The 15901-nt window shown below is 62.6% G+C and carries 14 protein-coding genes and 1 pseudogene; 3 read left to right on the top strand and 12 right to left on the bottom strand.

The features are described from left to right. Window positions 1–76: 76 nt before the first annotated feature. From X773_RS43640 to X773_RS43655, 4 genes are all read right to left on the bottom strand, one after another. Window positions 77–1366 carry an O-antigen ligase family protein gene (locus X773_RS43640; RefSeq protein ID WP_023674622.1) on the bottom strand — a complete coding sequence of 430 codons (1290 nt, stop codon included), beginning with the start codon at window positions 1364–1366 and terminating at the stop codon, window positions 77–79. Continuing rightward, window positions 1363–2901 carry an undecaprenyl-phosphate glucose phosphotransferase gene (locus X773_RS43645; RefSeq protein WP_023674623.1) on the bottom strand — a complete coding sequence of 513 codons (1539 nt, stop codon included), beginning with the start codon at window positions 2899–2901 and terminating at the stop codon, window positions 1363–1365. The genes X773_RS43640 and X773_RS43645 overlap by 4 nt, the downstream gene beginning before the upstream one ends. Before the next feature lie 116 nt (window positions 2902–3017). Continuing rightward, window positions 3018–4142 (bottom strand): glycosyltransferase family 4 protein, encoded by a 1125-nt coding sequence (locus X773_RS43650; RefSeq protein WP_023674624.1) that lies wholly within the window; start codon window positions 4140–4142, stop codon window positions 3018–3020. A 12-nt stretch (window positions 4143–4154) separates the two neighbouring features. Then, window positions 4155–4718: a polysaccharide biosynthesis/export family protein gene (locus X773_RS43655; RefSeq protein ID WP_023674625.1), complete on the bottom strand. Its 564-nt coding sequence runs from the start codon at window positions 4716–4718 to the stop codon at window positions 4155–4157. A 255-nt stretch (window positions 4719–4973) separates the two neighbouring features. On the opposite strand from X773_RS43655, the gene X773_RS43660 reads away from it, so the two are divergent. Continuing rightward, window positions 4974–7223 (top strand): exopolysaccharide transport family protein, encoded by a 2250-nt coding sequence (locus X773_RS43660; protein WP_023674626.1) that lies wholly within the window; start codon window positions 4974–4976, stop codon window positions 7221–7223. A gap of 23 nt (window positions 7224–7246) precedes the next feature. On the opposite strand, the gene X773_RS43665 is transcribed toward X773_RS43660, so the two are convergent. Beyond that, the gene (locus tag X773_RS43665) at window positions 7247–8476 is read right to left on the bottom strand and encodes a GNAT family N-acetyltransferase (protein ID WP_023674627.1); all 1230 of its coding nucleotides are present in this window, start codon (window positions 8474–8476) and stop codon (window positions 7247–7249) included. Window positions 8477–8565: 89 nt separating this feature from the next. On the opposite strand from X773_RS43665, the gene X773_RS43670 reads away from it, so the two are divergent. Then, window positions 8566–9624 carry a polysaccharide deacetylase family protein gene (locus X773_RS43670; RefSeq protein ID WP_023674628.1) on the top strand — a complete coding sequence of 353 codons (1059 nt, stop codon included), beginning with the start codon at window positions 8566–8568 and terminating at the stop codon, window positions 9622–9624. Here the strand turns inward: X773_RS43670 and X773_RS43675 are convergent. Then, window positions 9621–9848, bottom strand: coding sequence for a DUF2842 domain-containing protein (locus X773_RS43675; RefSeq protein ID WP_023674629.1), 228 nt, complete (start codon window positions 9846–9848; stop codon window positions 9621–9623). The genes X773_RS43670 and X773_RS43675 overlap by 4 nt on opposite strands. Window positions 9849–9999: 151 nt before the next feature. Here X773_RS43675 and X773_RS43680 point away from each other — a divergent pair, with 151 nt between their 5' ends. Beyond that, a complete protein-coding gene (locus X773_RS43680) occupies window positions 10000–11094 on the top strand; it encodes a COX15/CtaA family protein (RefSeq protein ID WP_023674630.1) in 1095 nt (364 codons plus the stop codon). On the opposite strand, the pseudogene X773_RS43685 reads toward X773_RS43680, so the two are convergent. The 6 genes and pseudogenes from X773_RS43685 to X773_RS43710 all read right to left on the bottom strand — a co-directional run. Further along, window positions 11084–11800: pseudogene (locus X773_RS43685) on the bottom strand (aminoglycoside phosphotransferase family protein); the annotation flags it as partial. The gene X773_RS43680 and the pseudogene X773_RS43685 overlap by 11 nt on opposite strands. 7 nt (window positions 11801–11807) lie before the next feature. Next, entirely contained in the window at window positions 11808–12767 is a 960-nt protein-coding gene (locus X773_RS43690; RefSeq protein WP_023674632.1) for a sugar phosphate isomerase/epimerase, read from the bottom strand. After that, window positions 12764–13018: a hypothetical protein gene (locus tag X773_RS77240; protein WP_023674633.1), complete on the bottom strand. Its 255-nt coding sequence runs from the start codon at window positions 13016–13018 to the stop codon at window positions 12764–12766. The genes X773_RS43690 and X773_RS77240 overlap by 4 nt, the downstream gene beginning before the upstream one ends. 83 nt (window positions 13019–13101) lie before the next feature. After that, on the bottom strand, window positions 13102–14124 hold the full coding sequence (locus X773_RS43700) for a Gfo/Idh/MocA family oxidoreductase (RefSeq protein ID WP_023674634.1): 1023 nt from the start codon (window positions 14122–14124) through the stop codon (window positions 13102–13104). 111 nt (window positions 14125–14235) lie between these two features. After that, window positions 14236–15117: an ABC transporter permease gene (locus tag X773_RS43705; RefSeq protein WP_245274621.1), complete on the bottom strand. Its 882-nt coding sequence runs from the start codon at window positions 15115–15117 to the stop codon at window positions 14236–14238. Next, window positions 15117–15893, bottom strand: coding sequence for an ATP-binding cassette domain-containing protein (locus X773_RS43710; RefSeq protein ID WP_023674635.1), 777 nt, complete (start codon window positions 15891–15893; stop codon window positions 15117–15119). The genes X773_RS43705 and X773_RS43710 overlap by 1 nt, the downstream gene beginning before the upstream one ends. Between the last annotated feature and the right edge of the window lie 8 nt (window positions 15894–15901).

A 15901-nucleotide genomic window follows, 5' to 3' on the forward strand; every position in this document is an offset into this window, starting at 1 on the left:
TCCCCCAGTCAAGTGCGCTACCGGGCTGCGCTACACTCCGGACCGGTCGCGATGTATCGTGATAGACCGGGTCCGGTCAACCGAATTCGGTTGCTGTCCTGCCTGAAGCAACCGCGACGGGGATTGCCGGTCGCTGCGCCGCCCGCAGTTGCCACTGGTGGCGGTATTCGAGCGCGATGGCACCCCAGATCAAGCCAAGCAGCAGGTAGACATGGCGCCAGTGGTCGATGTCGATGAAGGTGCCGAGCCCGATATTGCCGATGAAGGCGACGTAGGCGCATAGAAGATAAGGCTGCCACGGCCGGTCGCGCAGCAGAATGCGGAAGCCGGCGGCGATCGTCCAGCACGTCAGCGTCAGGAACGACACGAAGCCGAGCCAGCCGTAATCCATCAGCATCTTCAGCCAGATGTCGTGCGTGTCCTCGCCGAACATCTTGCCGAAGACGAGCGGGCCGATGCCGAACGGATGCTCCAGTGCCATCTGAAAGCCGATCGTATAGCGGGCGAAGCGGCCGAGCCGGGCGGTGTCGTAGCTTTGTTCGAGCTGTGCGCGGTTCGAGAACATCTCGGCGACGCCTGGCAGTTGCAGGATGACGATCATTGCGATGACCAGCAGTCCGACGGCGGCGATGGTCATGACGACGACGCGCAGCTTGAACTTGCCGCTGGCGCTCTGCAGGAACAAGGCACCGGTCAGCAGGATCGCCGAAACGGCGAACATGCCCCAGGCGCCGCGCGAAAAGGAAAAAAAGATGCCGGCGGTGATTATCAGCAACGGCATCGCCAATAGCGGCATGCGTGCAACCGAGCCGGTAAGCAGCAGGTAGAGCAGGTAGATGCCGGGCAGCACCAGGAACGGACCGAACACGTTCGGGTCCTGGAAGGCGCCGGCGGCACGGTCGTATTTGGTGAAGATCTCCGCTCCTGGAAAGGCATGGAAATAGCCGGCTATGCCGACCAGCGAAGTCAGCACTGCCGACACCACATAGGCGACGAAGATCACCCGGTAGAGACTGGGCCGGACGGCCGTTACCGAAGCGAAAAAAACCGCGGTTAAGGCCAGGAACAGCGAGACGGCGAGATAGAGCGGCGTGCCGGCGAGGTCCGACATCTGCGTCATCGAGATCATACCGCCGATGTTCATGATAACCAGCAGCACCAGAAGTGGCACCGCCGCGCGCTGTATACGCATGCCGAACAAGGGCCACACCACGATCAGCCCGATCATGTAGAGATCGTACGGCGCGGGCTCGGCAATGACGAAACCGGACAGGAAAACGCCGAGGAAAACCGCCCCCGACGCAATCAGTGCAATCAGCTTGGCGTTGACCGCCGCAGCCGGCAATTCATAGGCCGTCGCGATCAATACGCGTTTTCCGTATTGAGCAGGCGGATCGGCGTCAGGAACAGGATTCTGAGGTCGAACAAGAGCGACCAGTTCTCGATGTAATAGAGGTCGTATTCCGTCCGCATGCGAATCTTCTCGTTGGTGTCCATCTCGCCGCGCCAGCCATTGATCTGCGCCCAGCCGGTCACACCGGGTTTGACCTTGTGGCGGGCGAAATAGCCGTCGACCACTTCATTGTAGAGGAGGTTGTGCGACTGCGCGGCAATGGCGTGCGGGCGCGGCCCGACCAGCGACAGCGAACCGAACAGCGAATTGAAGAACTGCGGCAGTTCGTCGATCGAGGTCTTGCGGATGAAGCGGCCGACGCGGGTGACGCGCGGATCGTTCTTGGTCACGGTCTGCTTCGCCGTCGGGTCCGCCTTGTCGGTATACATCGAACGGAACTTGTAGACGTCGATAATCTCGTTGTTGAAGCCGTGCCGCTTCTGATGGAACAGCACCGGCCCCTTGCTGTCGAGTTTGATCGCGATTGCGGTCGCCAGCATCACCGGCGAGAACACGATGATGCCGATGATCGAAAAGACAATGTCGAAGGCGCGCTTGGCGACCGAATCCCAGTCGTTGATCGGCTTGTCGAAGATATCGAGCATCGGCACCGAGCCGATGTAGGAATAGGCGCGCGGCCTGAACTGCAGCGCGTTCGAATGCGCCGATAGCCGGATGTCGACCGGCAGCACCCACAGCTTCTTCAATAACTGCAGCACGCGCGATTCGGCGGTCAGCGGCAGCGATACGATCAGCATGTCGATGCGCGCGATGCGGGCAAATTCGATGAGTTCGGAAATTGTACCGAGCTTGGGATAACCGGCGACAACCGGCGGCGACCGCTTGTCGCCGCGGTCGTCGAAGATGCCGCAGATGCGGATGTCGTTGTAGGGCTGCCTTTCGACCGAGCGGATCAGTACCTCCGCCGCCTTGCCGCCACCGACGATGACGGCGCGGCGCTCCATCCGCCCGTCGCGCGCCCAGCGCCGGATCAGCTTCGACATCACCAGGCGGAGACCCAGGATCAACACGAAACCGACGACGAACCACGTGCCGAAGAGCAGGCGCGAATAGTCTTCCGACATTTTCATGGTGAAGGCGGTGAGCGCCATCAAGGCGAAGGTTCCGGCCCAGACCAGCAGGAGACGGCCGAAATTGGCGATCGGCCGCATCAGTGCGACGATCTGGTAGCAGTCGGTGACGTCGAACAGAACGACCGCGAGGAACGAGGTGGCGGCGATCGTCAGTGAGTACTGCCAGGCAAGATAGTTGAAAAAGCCGACATAATAGAAATAGACGGCAAGACCTGACACCAACAGCAGCGCGAATTCCACCATGCGCAGGACGCCGCTCACCATGATCGGCGACATCGTATCGCGCCGGTATTGCGAGGCGACCTGGCGGGCAACATCGGTCATGCCGCCGCCGGCCGTATTGTTCTCGGCAGGGGCGTCGAATTTGCGCACCGCGTCTAGCGAAAAACGGCGCGCTGGGTCGATTTCGTTCATGGGGCGTCCGCAGGTTTCCCTCAGGTGAATAGCAAAAGAGAGCTAAGAAACCCTTGAAACAACAGATGGCTTTGGAGACGCTTTCACCAGGAGCAGCCCGGTGGAAACCCGTTGCTCTATTTTTTGAGCGCGGCGAAATAAGCCTTTTCGATTTCGGCGGCCATTACATCGGCGCCGAAGCGTGCCTTGAGGTCGGCGAGGCCGGGCATCAGGCCTTTGTAGGTGTCGAGATCGGCCAATGCGGCGCTTATCTTGTCGCCAAGTTCGCGCGGGTCGGGCCGGATCAGGGCAGGCGAGCCGGTGTCGAAGATTTCCGGTATGCCGCCGACCGCCGTCGCGATGATCGGCTTGCCGGCGGCGAGCGCTTCCAGAACTATATAGGGCATGGCTTCCGCGCGCGAGGGAACGACGACCAGTTCGGCCAGCGTGAAGGCGAGCCTGGCCGGCATCGGCGCCAGGAAGCTGACCTCGAGGCCGAGCTGATTCACCTGGGCGCGATAGCGCGGCAGGTCGTCGCCGTCGCCGACCATCAGCGCTTTCAATGGGCGGCCGAGCCGTGTCGCGGCTAGCCCCAGCGCATCGATGAAGATGTCCGGGCCTTTGAGGTCTCGCATCATGCCGATATAGAGGAGGTCAACCGCATTGTGCTCGGTCCGCACCGGCTCGAACTCGGCGGCGCGCAGGCCGTTGTGGACGAGAGCGTTCGGAATGGGCGGCTCGCCGACCTTCCTGCGATAAGTCCGCCGCTCATAATCGGAAACAAACAGCAGGCAATCGGTGAAGCGAGCCATGAAGCGCTCGAGCGCGAAGAACAGCTTCCCCATGGCGGTGGTCTCGTCATAGTGAAGCGAGCCGCCATGCGGCGAATAAAGGCGGGCTACGCGAGACCTGGATACCCGCAACAATGAGCCGAACAGACGGGCATAGGCGCCACCTTTGGCGCCATGCCCGTGCAGCACGTCCGGCCGCAATTCTTTTATGATCCTATAGGTGCGCCGGGCCGAGGCGAGATCGCCTGGCCCGACATGCCGCTGCATCGGGGTGCGGTGAATGCCGAGCGCCAGGCTGCCTTTCATCTGTTCGAACAGCCGTTCCTCGAAATCGCCGCCCGTCGTCGAATCGCAGACGATGCCGACGGCATGGCCGGCGGCGACCTGAGCCTCGGTCAGGTCGCGCACATGCCGGAAGATGCCTCCGACCGGTGAGCGAAAGCAGTGGACGATCCTGAGTGTGTCCGCCACTTTGTCAGCACATCAAAACAGGCGTTCGCGAACATAGACTGTATCGCCGGGCAATAGCGGGTCGGAGGTCACCACGCGTCCGGTTATCACCTTGCCGTTGATGTCGCGGGTAATGTCGACGCTTTCCTGGTTGGCGCGTGGCGTGAACCCGCCGGCGATGGCGACGGCTTTCTGCACGGTCAGGCCTGGAACGTAGGAATACTGCCCCGCCGCACCCACTTCACCCATGACGAAGATCGGCCGGTAGCGATCGATTTCGACCGAAACATCGGGATCCCGCAAATAACCCTGGCGCAGTTTCTCGGCGATCTCGCTTTCAAGCTGTTGGGCGGTGTGGCCGCGCGCCGGCACGTTGCCGACGAGCGGCAGCGAGAGATAGCCGGACTGGTCGACGCTGTAGGTATTGGTCAGTCCTTCCTGCTCGAACACGGTTACGCGGACGCGGTCGCCGGCGCCGAGGCGATAGGGCTGGTCGAGAACTTCATGGAATGCGGCCGGCGTCGGCCGGTAGCTGGAGCAGCCCGAAAGCATCGATACGGCAAGCAGCGCGCGGAAAAGGGGAGCAGTGCTTTTCATGAGCGGACACGTACCTTTGAATAGCCGGCGACTCTGCGGCAAACCTTAACGATCGAGCTCGGTTATCATCCTGTTAGGGTTAATGGCCGGTAAAGGCGCGCGGCCGATGCGGGCCGGATCGACAAATGCAGATGGTTTTCAGCCTCTTGTTTGCGGCTTGTTAGTAGAGCCTAACAGGTTCTTACCGCGATATTAACGGCTGAGTTACCATAGTTGTTTACGGTGCATGCTGACTCAGTACCGGAGCAGGGATGCATGTCCGTTCAATCCGCGGCCGCAGATGTCGACGTCGATCTCAGGCAGCTTTTCGCCAGCCTGGCGCGAAACTGGTTGCGCATCCTTGTCGTCGCACTGGTTGTAACCGGCCTGGCCTTTGCGCTCGCCTGGCTTGCAACGCCCGAATACAAGGCGGCAGCCAAGCTGGAGATCGGGCCTCGAGAATCGGAGTTCACGCGGCCAGCCGGGGCCAACGGCAACGAGCGGTCGATTCCCGACGAAGAGGCTGTGGCCACCGAGGTCCAGATCATCTCGTCCCCCGACATCCTCAAGCAGGTGGCGGCGAAGCTCAACCTGGCGAAATTGCCCGAATTCGACGAGGCGCTGAAGATGTCGGCGCTGAGCCGCGCCCTTGTCCTTGTTGGCTTGAAAAGCGATCCGTTCGAGATTCCGCTGGAAGAGCGCGTGCTGGACGCAATGCATGAGAAGCTCAACGTCTATGGCGTTGAAAAAACCCGCGCGATCGCAATCGAGTTCTCGTCAGAGGATCCAAAGCTTGCCGCCGCGATCCCGAACGCCATTGCAAACGCCTATATCGCCTCCAAGGGCAATGCCAAGCTCGAATCGAATTCCGCCGCCACCGACTTTCTGGCGCCGGAAATCGCGGATCTGCAGAACCGGGTGAAGGAGGCGGAAGCCAAGGTTGCCGCATTCCGTGCGCAGTCCGATCTTTTGATGGGCGGCAACAATTCGGTGCTTGCCACCCAGCAGCTGTCCGAATTGTCGAGCGAACTGTCACGCGTGCGCGCCAATCGCGCTTCGGCGGAAGCGACCGCTGACAGCGTGCGCAGGGCGTTGCGCAATGGCGGCTCGCTGGATGCCGTTCCGGAGGTGTTGTCTTCCGAACTGATCCAGCGCCTGCGCGAGCGGCAAGTCGAACTCAAGAACAACATCGCCGACCTTTCCACCACCTTGCTCGACAACCATCCGCGCATCCGCGCGCTGAAGTCGCAGCTCGCGGATCTCGACCGCCAGATCCGCAACGAAGCGGAAAAGATCATGAAAGGTCTGATGGCGCAGGCCGAGACGGCGAAGGCGCGAGAGGCTCAACTCGTGGCAGACGTCAACACGCTGAAGGCGGCGTCCGCCCGCGCCGGCGAAGAGCAGGTGGAACTCGATGCGCTGCAGCGTGATGCCGCGACCAAGCGTCAGCAGCTCGATCTCTATTCATCCAGCTATCTCCAGGCGGCCGCACGCAAGGATCGCAACTATCTGCCCGTCGACGCTCGCGTATTTTCGGAGGCCCAGGTGCCGGCCGAACCTTATTTCCCCAAGATTGGTCCGATTGTCAGTGCGGCCTTTGTCGGCTCGTTGCTCATCATGGCGATCGTCACGCTGCTGCAGGAACTGTTTTCCGGCCGCGCCATGCGTCCGGCCGCCGGTGCCCATTTCGAGCGCATCGAGCAGGTTGCGATGCCGGCTGTCCAGGCCGAACGCGTGATGGCCGAGCCCGACCCGTCGGTTGGCCGGTCCGAACCGGCAGTCGTCGAGATCGATGAGGCCGACGACGACAATATCATTGAAAGCAAAGTGGAGCCGGAACCCGTCGCGGTGGCGGAAGCGGCTGCCGAGAAAATCGAACCGGAGTACTCTGAAATGGCCGCTGGAGACATTGAACCGGCACGTTCTATCCTCGGCGAGGTCGACATCGACAAGGCCGCGGAAAAACTGATCGCCACCGGTGCCGCCCGCGCCATATTCGTGTCGCCAGAAGGCGACGAGGCGGCCGCCTCGGCGGTGTTGGTGGCGCGCGCAGTCTCCGACGCCGGGCTACGCGTGCTGCTGCTTGATCTCACCGCTTCGGGTGCCGCCTCGCGGCCGATGCTGGACAGCGGGCTGTTTCCGGGCATCACCGATCTGCTCGCCTCGCAAGCGCAGTTCAGCGATGTGATCCACCCCGATCTCTATTCGGACTGCCACGTTATTCCCGTCGGCACAGCCGATCCGGTCCGCGCCATGCGCGCCGCCGACCGGCTGCCGATCATCATGCAGTCGCTGACCACCGCCTATGATTTGGTCGTGGTCGAATGCGGACCGGCCGACGCGCAAGGCATCAGCCGCCTGGTGGGCGAGGGGACCGAGGTCTTGCTCTCCATGCTTGAGCCGGACGACGAGGTGACGCAGGCCGCGGTCGCGCTCATCGAGAGTGGCTATCCCGACCTGACGCTGGTCACGCCCATCGGCCATGTGGCGCCGGGCCCAATGCCGGGACGGCGCTCGGCCGCCTGAGGCAGTTTTCTCTCAAATCGAAATCAGCTGTCGTCTTCGCCTGCGGCCGGTGCTGTCCGCCCCACGGCTTTGCGGCGCAGCAGCTTGGTCAGCTTCCAGACCATTGGGCTGTGCTTGATGAATGCCTTCAGGCTTGCGCCGTGCCTGAGCGCAAGCGCCAGCGCACGACCTTTCAGCGTCAGCGGAACCAGCACCTCGAAATGCTGCGTTTCGACATCGCACCACAATCGCTTGTAGGGTTCGTCGCCGACCGAGAAATCATAGATTTCGAAACCCGCCTCGCAGGCTTCCAGGATGTTCTCGAAGAACAGGAAGTCGCCCGGGCTGGTGTGTGCGAGGTCGTCCTCGGCGATCGCCCCGAATTCGCAGATCAGCCGCTTGCCCGTGCGGCTCGATCCGGTGACTGCACGAAGTTTCCCGGCGACTTCCAGCCCATGCAGGACGAAGGACGGATATTCCTCTTGAAGCGCGTCGGCAAACAGCGAGCGGAAAAAAGCGCGCACCTCCGCCTCACCGAAAACATTGGCGATGCCCATCTTGCGGAAGCGGAATTCCTTCATCTCGAAAAAGGCATCGAGCAGCATGTGCACCTCGTCCGCAGTCCTCGCCTCGATGCGACGATAGCTGCCAACGGCCTCGAACTTGCGCGCCTGCGAGCGATGCTTCTTGCGCCTGCGCTTGCCGCTCACGCGGGTGAGCAGTGCGTCAAATCCTCCCACAAGACCGGCGGCCAGCGACAGATTGGGGCTCGAAAAATGCGGCAAGGCGGAGAGCGGGTTGGCAACGCCGTCGAGATCGGGCAGCAGCCGCTCCAGCGCAACAAGATCGATGTCGCGCCGCGCCTTGGCAATCGCAGCCAGCATCGAGCGGATCGCCGCGCTATCGGCATTCGCCAGCCATTGCGGGTCGGCGGCGGCAAAATTGCCGTTTGCATGGCGGCCGCCCATGAACCGGGCGACGCGGAACGCTCCACTGCGAGTGACCTCCAGCGCCAGTGAGAAAACCGGCCTGTCCTCGGCGCGCAGCGTCGCAACGACAACGTCGGCGCCGGTATGTGCGGCCCAGTTCAGGATCCAGCCTGCGCTTTGCGCAGGGGCAAAAAGCGCGGAATGGCAGAATTCTGCGTACGCCGCCAACGCCGCACTATCGGCGACCGAGGTTGACAGGCCGGCTTTGCCGGCCGGCAAGGCACACGGCGACGCCTCGCTGCTTGCCAGCCGATTGCCGTCAAATGACGCGGTGGCGTCAACCATACCTCAATCCTTAGGGCGTATTCGTCGCGATTGGGGGTCCGCGCAGGCGCATTCCATGCTTGATGAGCTTAGGCGCAAAAGGTGAATGAATGATCGACGGGGGCGAGGCAATCCGCAAACTGGCGCTCAATCTCGCCCGCTATTCCGGTCTCGCTCCGCTGGCCAAGCCGTTTATCGGCGGTCTCGGCGCTATCCTGATGCTGCATCGGGTAACCGCGACACCGGAAAAGCCGAACGGCGTCAACCGCCACTTGAACATCGCGCCTGGGTTTCTCGACACCGTGATCGCCGACATGAAGGCGAACGGCTACAGTTTCGTCACGCTTGACGAGGCGATCGAGCGCATCAAGGCTGGCGACAAGTACGGCCAGTTTGCGACGATCACCGCCGACGACGCCTATCGAGACAACATGACCGAGGCGCTGCCGGTGCTGGAGAAACACGGCGCGCCGATCACCATTTACGTCGCGCCGGGACTGATCGACGGCGCCGCCGATTTGTGGTGGGACGTGGTCGAGGACATCGTCAATGCGCGCGATCGCCTGACGCTGACGACGCCGGATGGCCCGGTGACAATCGACTGCTCGAGTCCGGGAAAAAAGGTCCAGGCCAATGCGCGCCTGCACGCTCATCTGACGCTGAAGGTGCGCGAGCAGGACCAGCGTGCGGTGTTGCGGGATCTGGCGCGCTCGAACGGCATCGAATTGGGTGGTCCGCGCCCGAGCACGCTGATGAACTGGGACGAGATCCGCACCATGGCCGAGCACCCGCTGGTGACGATCGGCGCACATAGCGTCAATCACTGCAATCTGAAGCGGCTTTCCGAGAGCGATGCGCGACATGAGATCGGCGACGTCAAGCGCATATTGCAGGCCAAACTCGGCGAGGAGCCGCGCCATTTCGCCTATCCCTACGGTTATGCCAGTGCCGTCGGCCGCCGCGAAGTAGGCCTAGTCCGCGATGCCGGCTATGCCTCGGCGGTGACGACCCGCCACGGCATACTCCGCGCCGAGCATGCCGGCTTCCTGCACGCACTGCCGCGCATTTCGGTCAATGGCCGCTATCAGAGCGTCGCCCACATCCGAACAATGTTGTCGGGCGTGACGACGCCGCTGGCCAATGCCGGCAAGACGGTGGTGACGATCTAACTGTTGCCTCGCCCCTTCGGCCGCGGCTCCAGGATCAGCCATTTGATGATGCCCATCGCCGGCAGCACCCACAAAAGCCCGCTGAGCAGGAAGAAGATGAAGTGCGCCAGCGGCCCGGACTGCGACAATTGGGCGACCGCCACGATCGAGGCGACCAGCGCATAGACTATGACCAGCACTACCAGCAGGAAGCTTCCGATCAGCTTTTTCAGGCGAATGGGCATGGCGCGATCTCGTTGATCGCTATCGCTTAGGCCGAACAGCCAATACGCGCAACCCGCCAGAAACGGCGCGACGGCGTGCCGCGCTGTCCGGTCTTGCAAGCCGGGTTGCGATGGTTCACCAATCCGCGACTTCAACTGCCGGGACAAATCCATGGCTGCTGCCATATCCGATGCCGCGCCTTTCGCCGCCCGCGATCGCGACCTTCGCAACCGCGCGCTGGTACGCGGTTGGCTCTATGTCGTGCTCCTGGTGCTGTTTGCGCTGGTACTGGTCGGCGGCGCTACAAGGCTCACCAATTCCGGCCTGTCGATCACCGAATGGCAGCCGATACACGGCGTCATCCCGCCGCTCAATGATGCCGAGTGGCAGGAGGAGTTCCTGCGCTACCAGCAGACCCCGCAATATGCCGAACTCAACAACGGCATGAGCATCGAGGCGTTCAAATCGATCTTCTGGTGGGAATGGGTGCACCGCATCCTGGCGCGTAGTGTCGGCGTGGTCTTCGCCCTGCCGCTGCTGTTCTTCTGGGCGACGCGCCGCATCGAGCGGGGCCTCGGCACGAAGTTGTCGGGCATCCTCCTTCTCGGCGCTCTGCAGGGCGCGATAGGCTGGTGGATGGTGGCGTCCGGGTTGGTTGACCGGGTTTCGGTCAGCCAATATCGGCTGGCGACGCATCTGACGCTGGCGGCGCTGATCTTCACGGCGACCATGGTGGTCGCGCGTGGGCTGGCGCCGCACTCGGAACCTGCCGCCGACCGCTCGACGCAACGTCTGGCCGGCTTCCTGGTGCTGCTGGCGCTGGTCCAGATCTATCTCGGCGGGCTGGTCGCAGGGCTAGACGCCGGCTTGAGCTACAACACCTGGCCGCTGATGGACGGCAAGCTGGTCCCCGGCGACCTGCTGCTGCTCGAGCCGGCATGGCGCAATTTCTTCGAAAACCCGAAGACGGTGCAATTCGTCCACCGGGTCGGCGCCTACACGATCTTCGCGGTCGCGCTCTGGCACATGATTGCGACACGCCGGCGCCTGCCGGGCACGACGCATGCCCGACGCGCGACGCTGCTGTTCCTGATTGTCGTGGTGCAGGCGTCGATCGGCATCGGCACGCTATTGATGCAGGTGCCTCTGCACATGGCCCTGACGCATCAGGCATTCGCGCTGTTTCTGCTCGGCTTCGCCGCCGCGCATTGGCGCGGCACCAAGGGCGCTTATCCGCTGCCTCATGAGATTGCTCTCAGAGGCTGAGCCGCACCCGCCGGATTGCCGCGGCAATCGCCAGCTCGCGGTTTTCGTCGACCGCATTGCGATCCTCATGATGCCATGCAGCCGACAGGCAGCCATAGGCGATGGCGTGATCCAGTATCGCGGGCGGCGACTGGCCGAGCGTTGCGGCAAAGACATGCGCCATATGCGCGATCCGCCGCGGATCGAGGCAAAGATCGTCCCGGTCAAGTGGGTTGTAGAACATGTTGGCGGCGTCGAAGCCGGGGTCGCCGAGAACGCCCTTCGGGTCGATCGCCAGCCAGCCACGCGGACCGTGCATGATGTTGTCTTGATGCAGGTCGCCGTGCAGCGGCCGCACGTCGTGCGGATTGGACAGCAGCCGTTCCGCGATTTCGGCAGCTTCGACATACAGGCTCCTTTCGCCGGCGGCGCGATCGGCCTTCGCCTTTTTGAACAGGCTGAAAAACCGTGTCCGCAGCGGCTGAGGGTCCGGCGGGGCAGGGTGCGTCGAAGGCGAGAACAGCTTGGCCATCACCTCCGCCGCGATTGCGGTGGCGGCATTGTCGCCGTGTTCGGCAAGATGGTGTGACAGCATCCTGTCGCCAGCATGTTCGAGCAGCATGCGGTGGCCATCGCGGCCCAGCAGCCGCACCGCACCTTCGCCGCGTCGCCAGGCGAGGAAATGCTCGCCGCGCAACTCGTTTTCCACATCGTCGAAAGGCTTTAGACTCTAGCTAGATCGCCTGCGGGCTGAAATCGCTTGCGGCTACAGGCATCACGCCTCTCAGCAGAGCGATCGATTTCTCGAGCCCTTCCAGGCTGTTGAGCAGCACATCCTCGTGCTCGACAGAGAGCCAACCGTCGTAGCCGGCCATCTTCAGTCGGTAGCAGAACTGGTGCCACCACTCCTCGCCATGGCCGAAGCCGAGCGTGATGTACGACCAACTGCGGCCGGGAATGTCCATCAGCGAGCCGTTTTCAAGCAGCGAAGTGGTCGCTTGAACCGACGCATTAAGCATGGTGTCCTTGGCGTGGACGTGGAAGATCGCCTCGCCCAGCGCTTCGGCTGCAATCAGTGGATCCGCCCCCATCCAGAACAGATGCGAGGGATCGAGGTTGGCGCCGATCACCGGACCGATGGCCGCACGAAGCTTGAGGAGCGAAGGAACGTTGTAGACACACTGGCTGCCATGTAGTTCCAGTGCGATGCGTTCGACGCCGCTCTTCTTCGCCAGATCCGCGACCTCAGCCCAGAACGGCAGCAGCTTCTCGCCCCACTGATAGCGCAAGATCACCTGCGTTTCGGGCGGCCAGGAGGAGACCACCCAGTTCGGCATGAGGTCGCCTTCGCGTCCGGGCGGCAAGCCCGACATGGTGCAGACGGTCTTGATGCCCATTTCTCCGGCAATGCGGATCGTGTCCTTCAGGCACCCGGCCTGTTCCGGCTGGGTGGGATGCAGGGGATTGCCATTGGCGTTGAGGGCGATGATCTCAAGTCCCCTGTCGCCGAACGCCTTCAGGAAAGCCCGTCGCGCTTCCGGCTTCGCCTTCATCGACGCCAGGTCGAAGTGCGGCGCGGTCGACCAGCCGCCGGTGTTCACCTCGACACCCGAGACGCCGAGGCGCGCCGCGTTGTCGAGAACCGCTTCGAACGACATGCCTCCAAGACTGTCGGAAACAAAACCCAGCTTCATGATAGATCCTTTTTTTGACGCGATATGGCTTCTCTTTGAAAGAAGCGGCGAAGCTGCGCATGGCTTTCGAAGCCCAAGGCCAACGCAAAGCGGCTAATCGAGGTGCGGGAGACGCCGACGACAGTGGCCAGCTCGGCGCCGTTATCGATTGCCACCTCGGTCGGATTTTCCAGCGCGAACCGGGCTATGCGGATCGTCACCCTGGAAAAGCTGGAAGAATTGCGGGCTATCCATTGCTTCATCGCCGCCATGTCCTCTGGCGGCTGTCGGTTAGCTGAAGCGTCTGCAACCCTTGCCGAGCATGACCGCGACACTGCCGGAGCAACAGCTGCCTTCATGGCAGCTTCGATCGTCGATACAGATCCGGTTTGGCGTCCATCGCGATGCCCACGCGCGCGCCGGTCGCGAGCGCCTCGACCCCCGCTTCCGCCACCCGCGCGGCGCAGTAGCCATCCCATGCGTCGGCCGCGACTGTCGGAAACACGCCCGAACGGACGAATTCCAGGAACGCCTTGTCCTGAAGCCTGTAGGCTTCCGCGAAGCGTGGCCGCCAGTCGGGAGCATAGCGCTCGTAGGCCATCAATTGGTCGTTGCGGCGCGTGTAGACGGGCGCATTCAGAAGGACCGATCCCTTCTCGCCGACGAGCTCGCCACGAACGTCGTAACCATAGGCGGCATTGTTGTTGATCTCGATGTTGACGAGCTGGCCCTTGTCCGTCTCGAGCACCATGAAGACCGGCGCGCCGGTCTTGGTCGTGTGGACGACCGAAGGCTGGAAGACGGAGATCGCCTTGTAGTCGGTGCTGAGCACAAAGCGGGCAACGTCGAACTCGTGCGGGGCCGAATTGGTGACGGCCATCTGACCGGTGAAGTTCGCCGGCGCCTCCACGTTGCGGTGGAAGTTGTGCATCATGATCGCGCGACCAAGTGAGCCATCGTCCAGTATCGCCTTCAGATCGCGGTAGGAGGGATCGAAGCGGCGCATGAAGCCGAGTTGGACGAAGCGTCGGCCGCGCGCGACCTCGGCCTCGATCACATGAAGGCATTCGTTCGCGTCCTGCGACAGTGGCTTTTCGCAAAGCACAGGCTTGCCGGCCTCGATGGCGGCCAGCGACAAGGGCGCGTGGGTGTCGTCGGGGCTGGCGATGACCACGGCATCGACGTCGCCGCGCCTGATGGTCGCGACCGGATCCGTGGTGACGTCTCCCGCGCCGTGTTCCTGCGCCACTGTCCTCGCCCGCTCGGGTGAGGCGTCGCATACGACCTGCAGGGTTGCGCCGGGCAACTCCTCCGCCACGATCCGGGCATGGTCGGCCCCCATGATGCCGGCCCCAACGATCGCAATTCTAACGGTCATGCTGCTGCTTTCATCTTCTGAGGGCCCATTGGCGAAGAGACTTGTCGCCATAGGCCGCGAGTACCACGATCACCCCGAGGATCAGCACGAACCATTGCGGCTGCACGCCCATCACNCCATCACGACGAGATACGATTGGATGGACGACAGCACGAATGCTCCCATCAGCGCTCCAAGAAGCGATATGCGGCCGCCGGCCAGCACGCACCCGCCAAGCACGCAGGAGGCGATCGCCTGCAATTCCATGAGACGACCCATCGACCCGTCCGCGAAACCGAGCTTGCCGGCCTCCAGCGTGCCGGCGAACGCCGCCAGCATTCCGCACAGGACGAACGCGGACAGCTTGATGCGACCGACGCGGACGCCACGGGAGTGAGCGCTTTCTGTCGATCCGCCGACGGCGAGCAGCCGGTTGCCGAAAGGCGTCGCCTTCAACATCACCAGTAGGACGGCGACTACGGCGATCAGCCAGTAGAGCGCGGTGTTGAAGTCGAGGAAATCGTCACCGCCGAGCAGGAAATAGCTGCATCCCTTGCGCGCGGCATAGGGAATGGAGAATGAGAACCCCTCGGTCAGCGCGATTGCAATGCCTCGAAAGATCATCAGCGTCCCAAGCGTGACGATGAGGGACGGCGTGCCGGTCCGGGTCACGAGCAGCCCATTCAGTAGGCCTATGGCCGCACCCACGATGATCGCGGCGGCGGCTGCGGCCAGCGGATCGACATGTGCTGCGAGCCACAGATAGGCCAGCGCGCCCATGCCAAACGTCGAGCCGACGGAAATGTCGATCTCGCCCGTTCCGATGACCAGTGCCACCCCCAGGCTCATCAGGCCAAGTGTGGCCGTCACCTGGACGATCGTCCCGATGTTGTAGAGGTTGGCCCATCGACCATCCGATGTCGACGCGAACAGGATGACCAAGACCGCGCCGATAAGAAAGATGCCGACCTCGGCGTGACGCCGTATCAGGGGTTTGGCGGCCGACAAAGCCATCAGGCCGTCTCCCGCTTCTCGACCACACGGCCGCCCTGACGGATAACTTCCTCCAGCTCCTCGGCCGTCATCGCATCAGTGGACGCGTCGGCGACCTTCGAGCCGTTCTCCATGATGACGATGCGGTCCGCGAGCTTGTGGACCTGGAAGATGTCGTGGGTGATGTAGATCACTAGCAGGCCCTGTTCCTTGAGCTGCACGGCAAGCTCGTTGACGTGTTCGCGTTCGCGTACCGACAGGTGATTGGTCGGTTCGTCCATGATGACGACGCGGTTCTTGAATTCGACCGCCCGGCCGATCTTGACCGACTGGCGCTCACCGCCCGACAGGCGTTCCACCTCATCGTCAGTAGATACGTTGTCGCGAAGTCCGAACTGCCGGATGACGCGGGCCGACTTCTCGCGCATCAGCGCGAAATCCAGAAAGGGAATGCCGAGGATGCGCTTCACCGGCTCCCGCCCGAGATAGAAATTGCGGGCGATCGACAGATTGTCGCAAAGTCCCACCGACTGTTGGATGGTCTCGATGCCTTGATCTATGGCGAGCTTGGGATGGAACTTCTCAGCCCTCCTGCCATCGAAGAAGACCTCCCCGGAAGTTGGCGCATGAATGCCGCATAGGACACGGATCAGCGTCGTCTTGCCGGCGCCGTTGTCCCCGACGAGGCCCACCAGCTCACCTGCGTGGAAGTCGACGGAGACGTTCCTGAGCGCATGGAAGGCGCCGAAATAAAGGTCGAGGTTCTTGACCTGGATGAGAGGATGATCGTTCGTCATTCGGGCGC

Source organism: Mesorhizobium sp. LSJC280B00, from assembly GCF_000502835.1.
In the GTDB taxonomy this organism is placed as follows: domain Bacteria; phylum Pseudomonadota; class Alphaproteobacteria; order Rhizobiales; family Rhizobiaceae; genus Mesorhizobium.

Bases quoted from the DNA above. Each gene is read 5' to 3' on its own strand.
- X773_RS77240 (WP_023674633.1), bottom strand. From the start codon at position 13,018: ATGGCGGCGATGAAGCAATGGATAGCCCGCAATTCTTCCAGCTTTTCC.
- X773_RS43710 (WP_023674635.1), bottom strand. From the start codon at position 15,893: ATGACGAACGATCATCCTCTCATCCAGGTCAAGAACCTCGACCTTTAT.
- X773_RS43655 (WP_023674625.1), bottom strand. From the start codon at position 4,718: ATGAAAAGCACTGCTCCCCTTTTCCGCGCGCTGCTTGCCGTATCGATG.
- X773_RS43700 (WP_023674634.1), bottom strand. From the start codon at position 14,124: ATGACCGTTAGAATTGCGATCGTTGGGGCCGGCATCATGGGGGCCGAC.
- X773_RS43665 (WP_023674627.1), bottom strand. From the start codon at position 8,476: ATGGTTGACGCCACCGCGTCATTTGACGGCAATCGGCTGGCAAGCAGC.
- X773_RS43675 (WP_023674629.1), bottom strand. From the start codon at position 9,848: ATGCCCATTCGCCTGAAAAAGCTGATCGGAAGCTTCCTGCTGGTAGTG.
- X773_RS43660 (WP_023674626.1), top strand. From the start codon at position 4,974: ATGTCCGTTCAATCCGCGGCCGCAGATGTCGACGTCGATCTCAGGCAG.
- X773_RS43670 (WP_023674628.1), top strand. From the start codon at position 8,566: ATGATCGACGGGGGCGAGGCAATCCGCAAACTGGCGCTCAATCTCGCC.
- X773_RS43690 (WP_023674632.1), bottom strand. From the start codon at position 12,767: ATGAAGCTGGGTTTTGTTTCCGACAGTCTTGGAGGCATGTCGTTCGAA.
- X773_RS43645 (WP_023674623.1), bottom strand. From the start codon at position 2,901: ATGAACGAAATCGACCCAGCGCGCCGTTTTTCGCTAGACGCGGTGCGC.
- X773_RS43680 (WP_023674630.1), top strand. From the start codon at position 10,000: ATGGCTGCTGCCATATCCGATGCCGCGCCTTTCGCCGCCCGCGATCGC.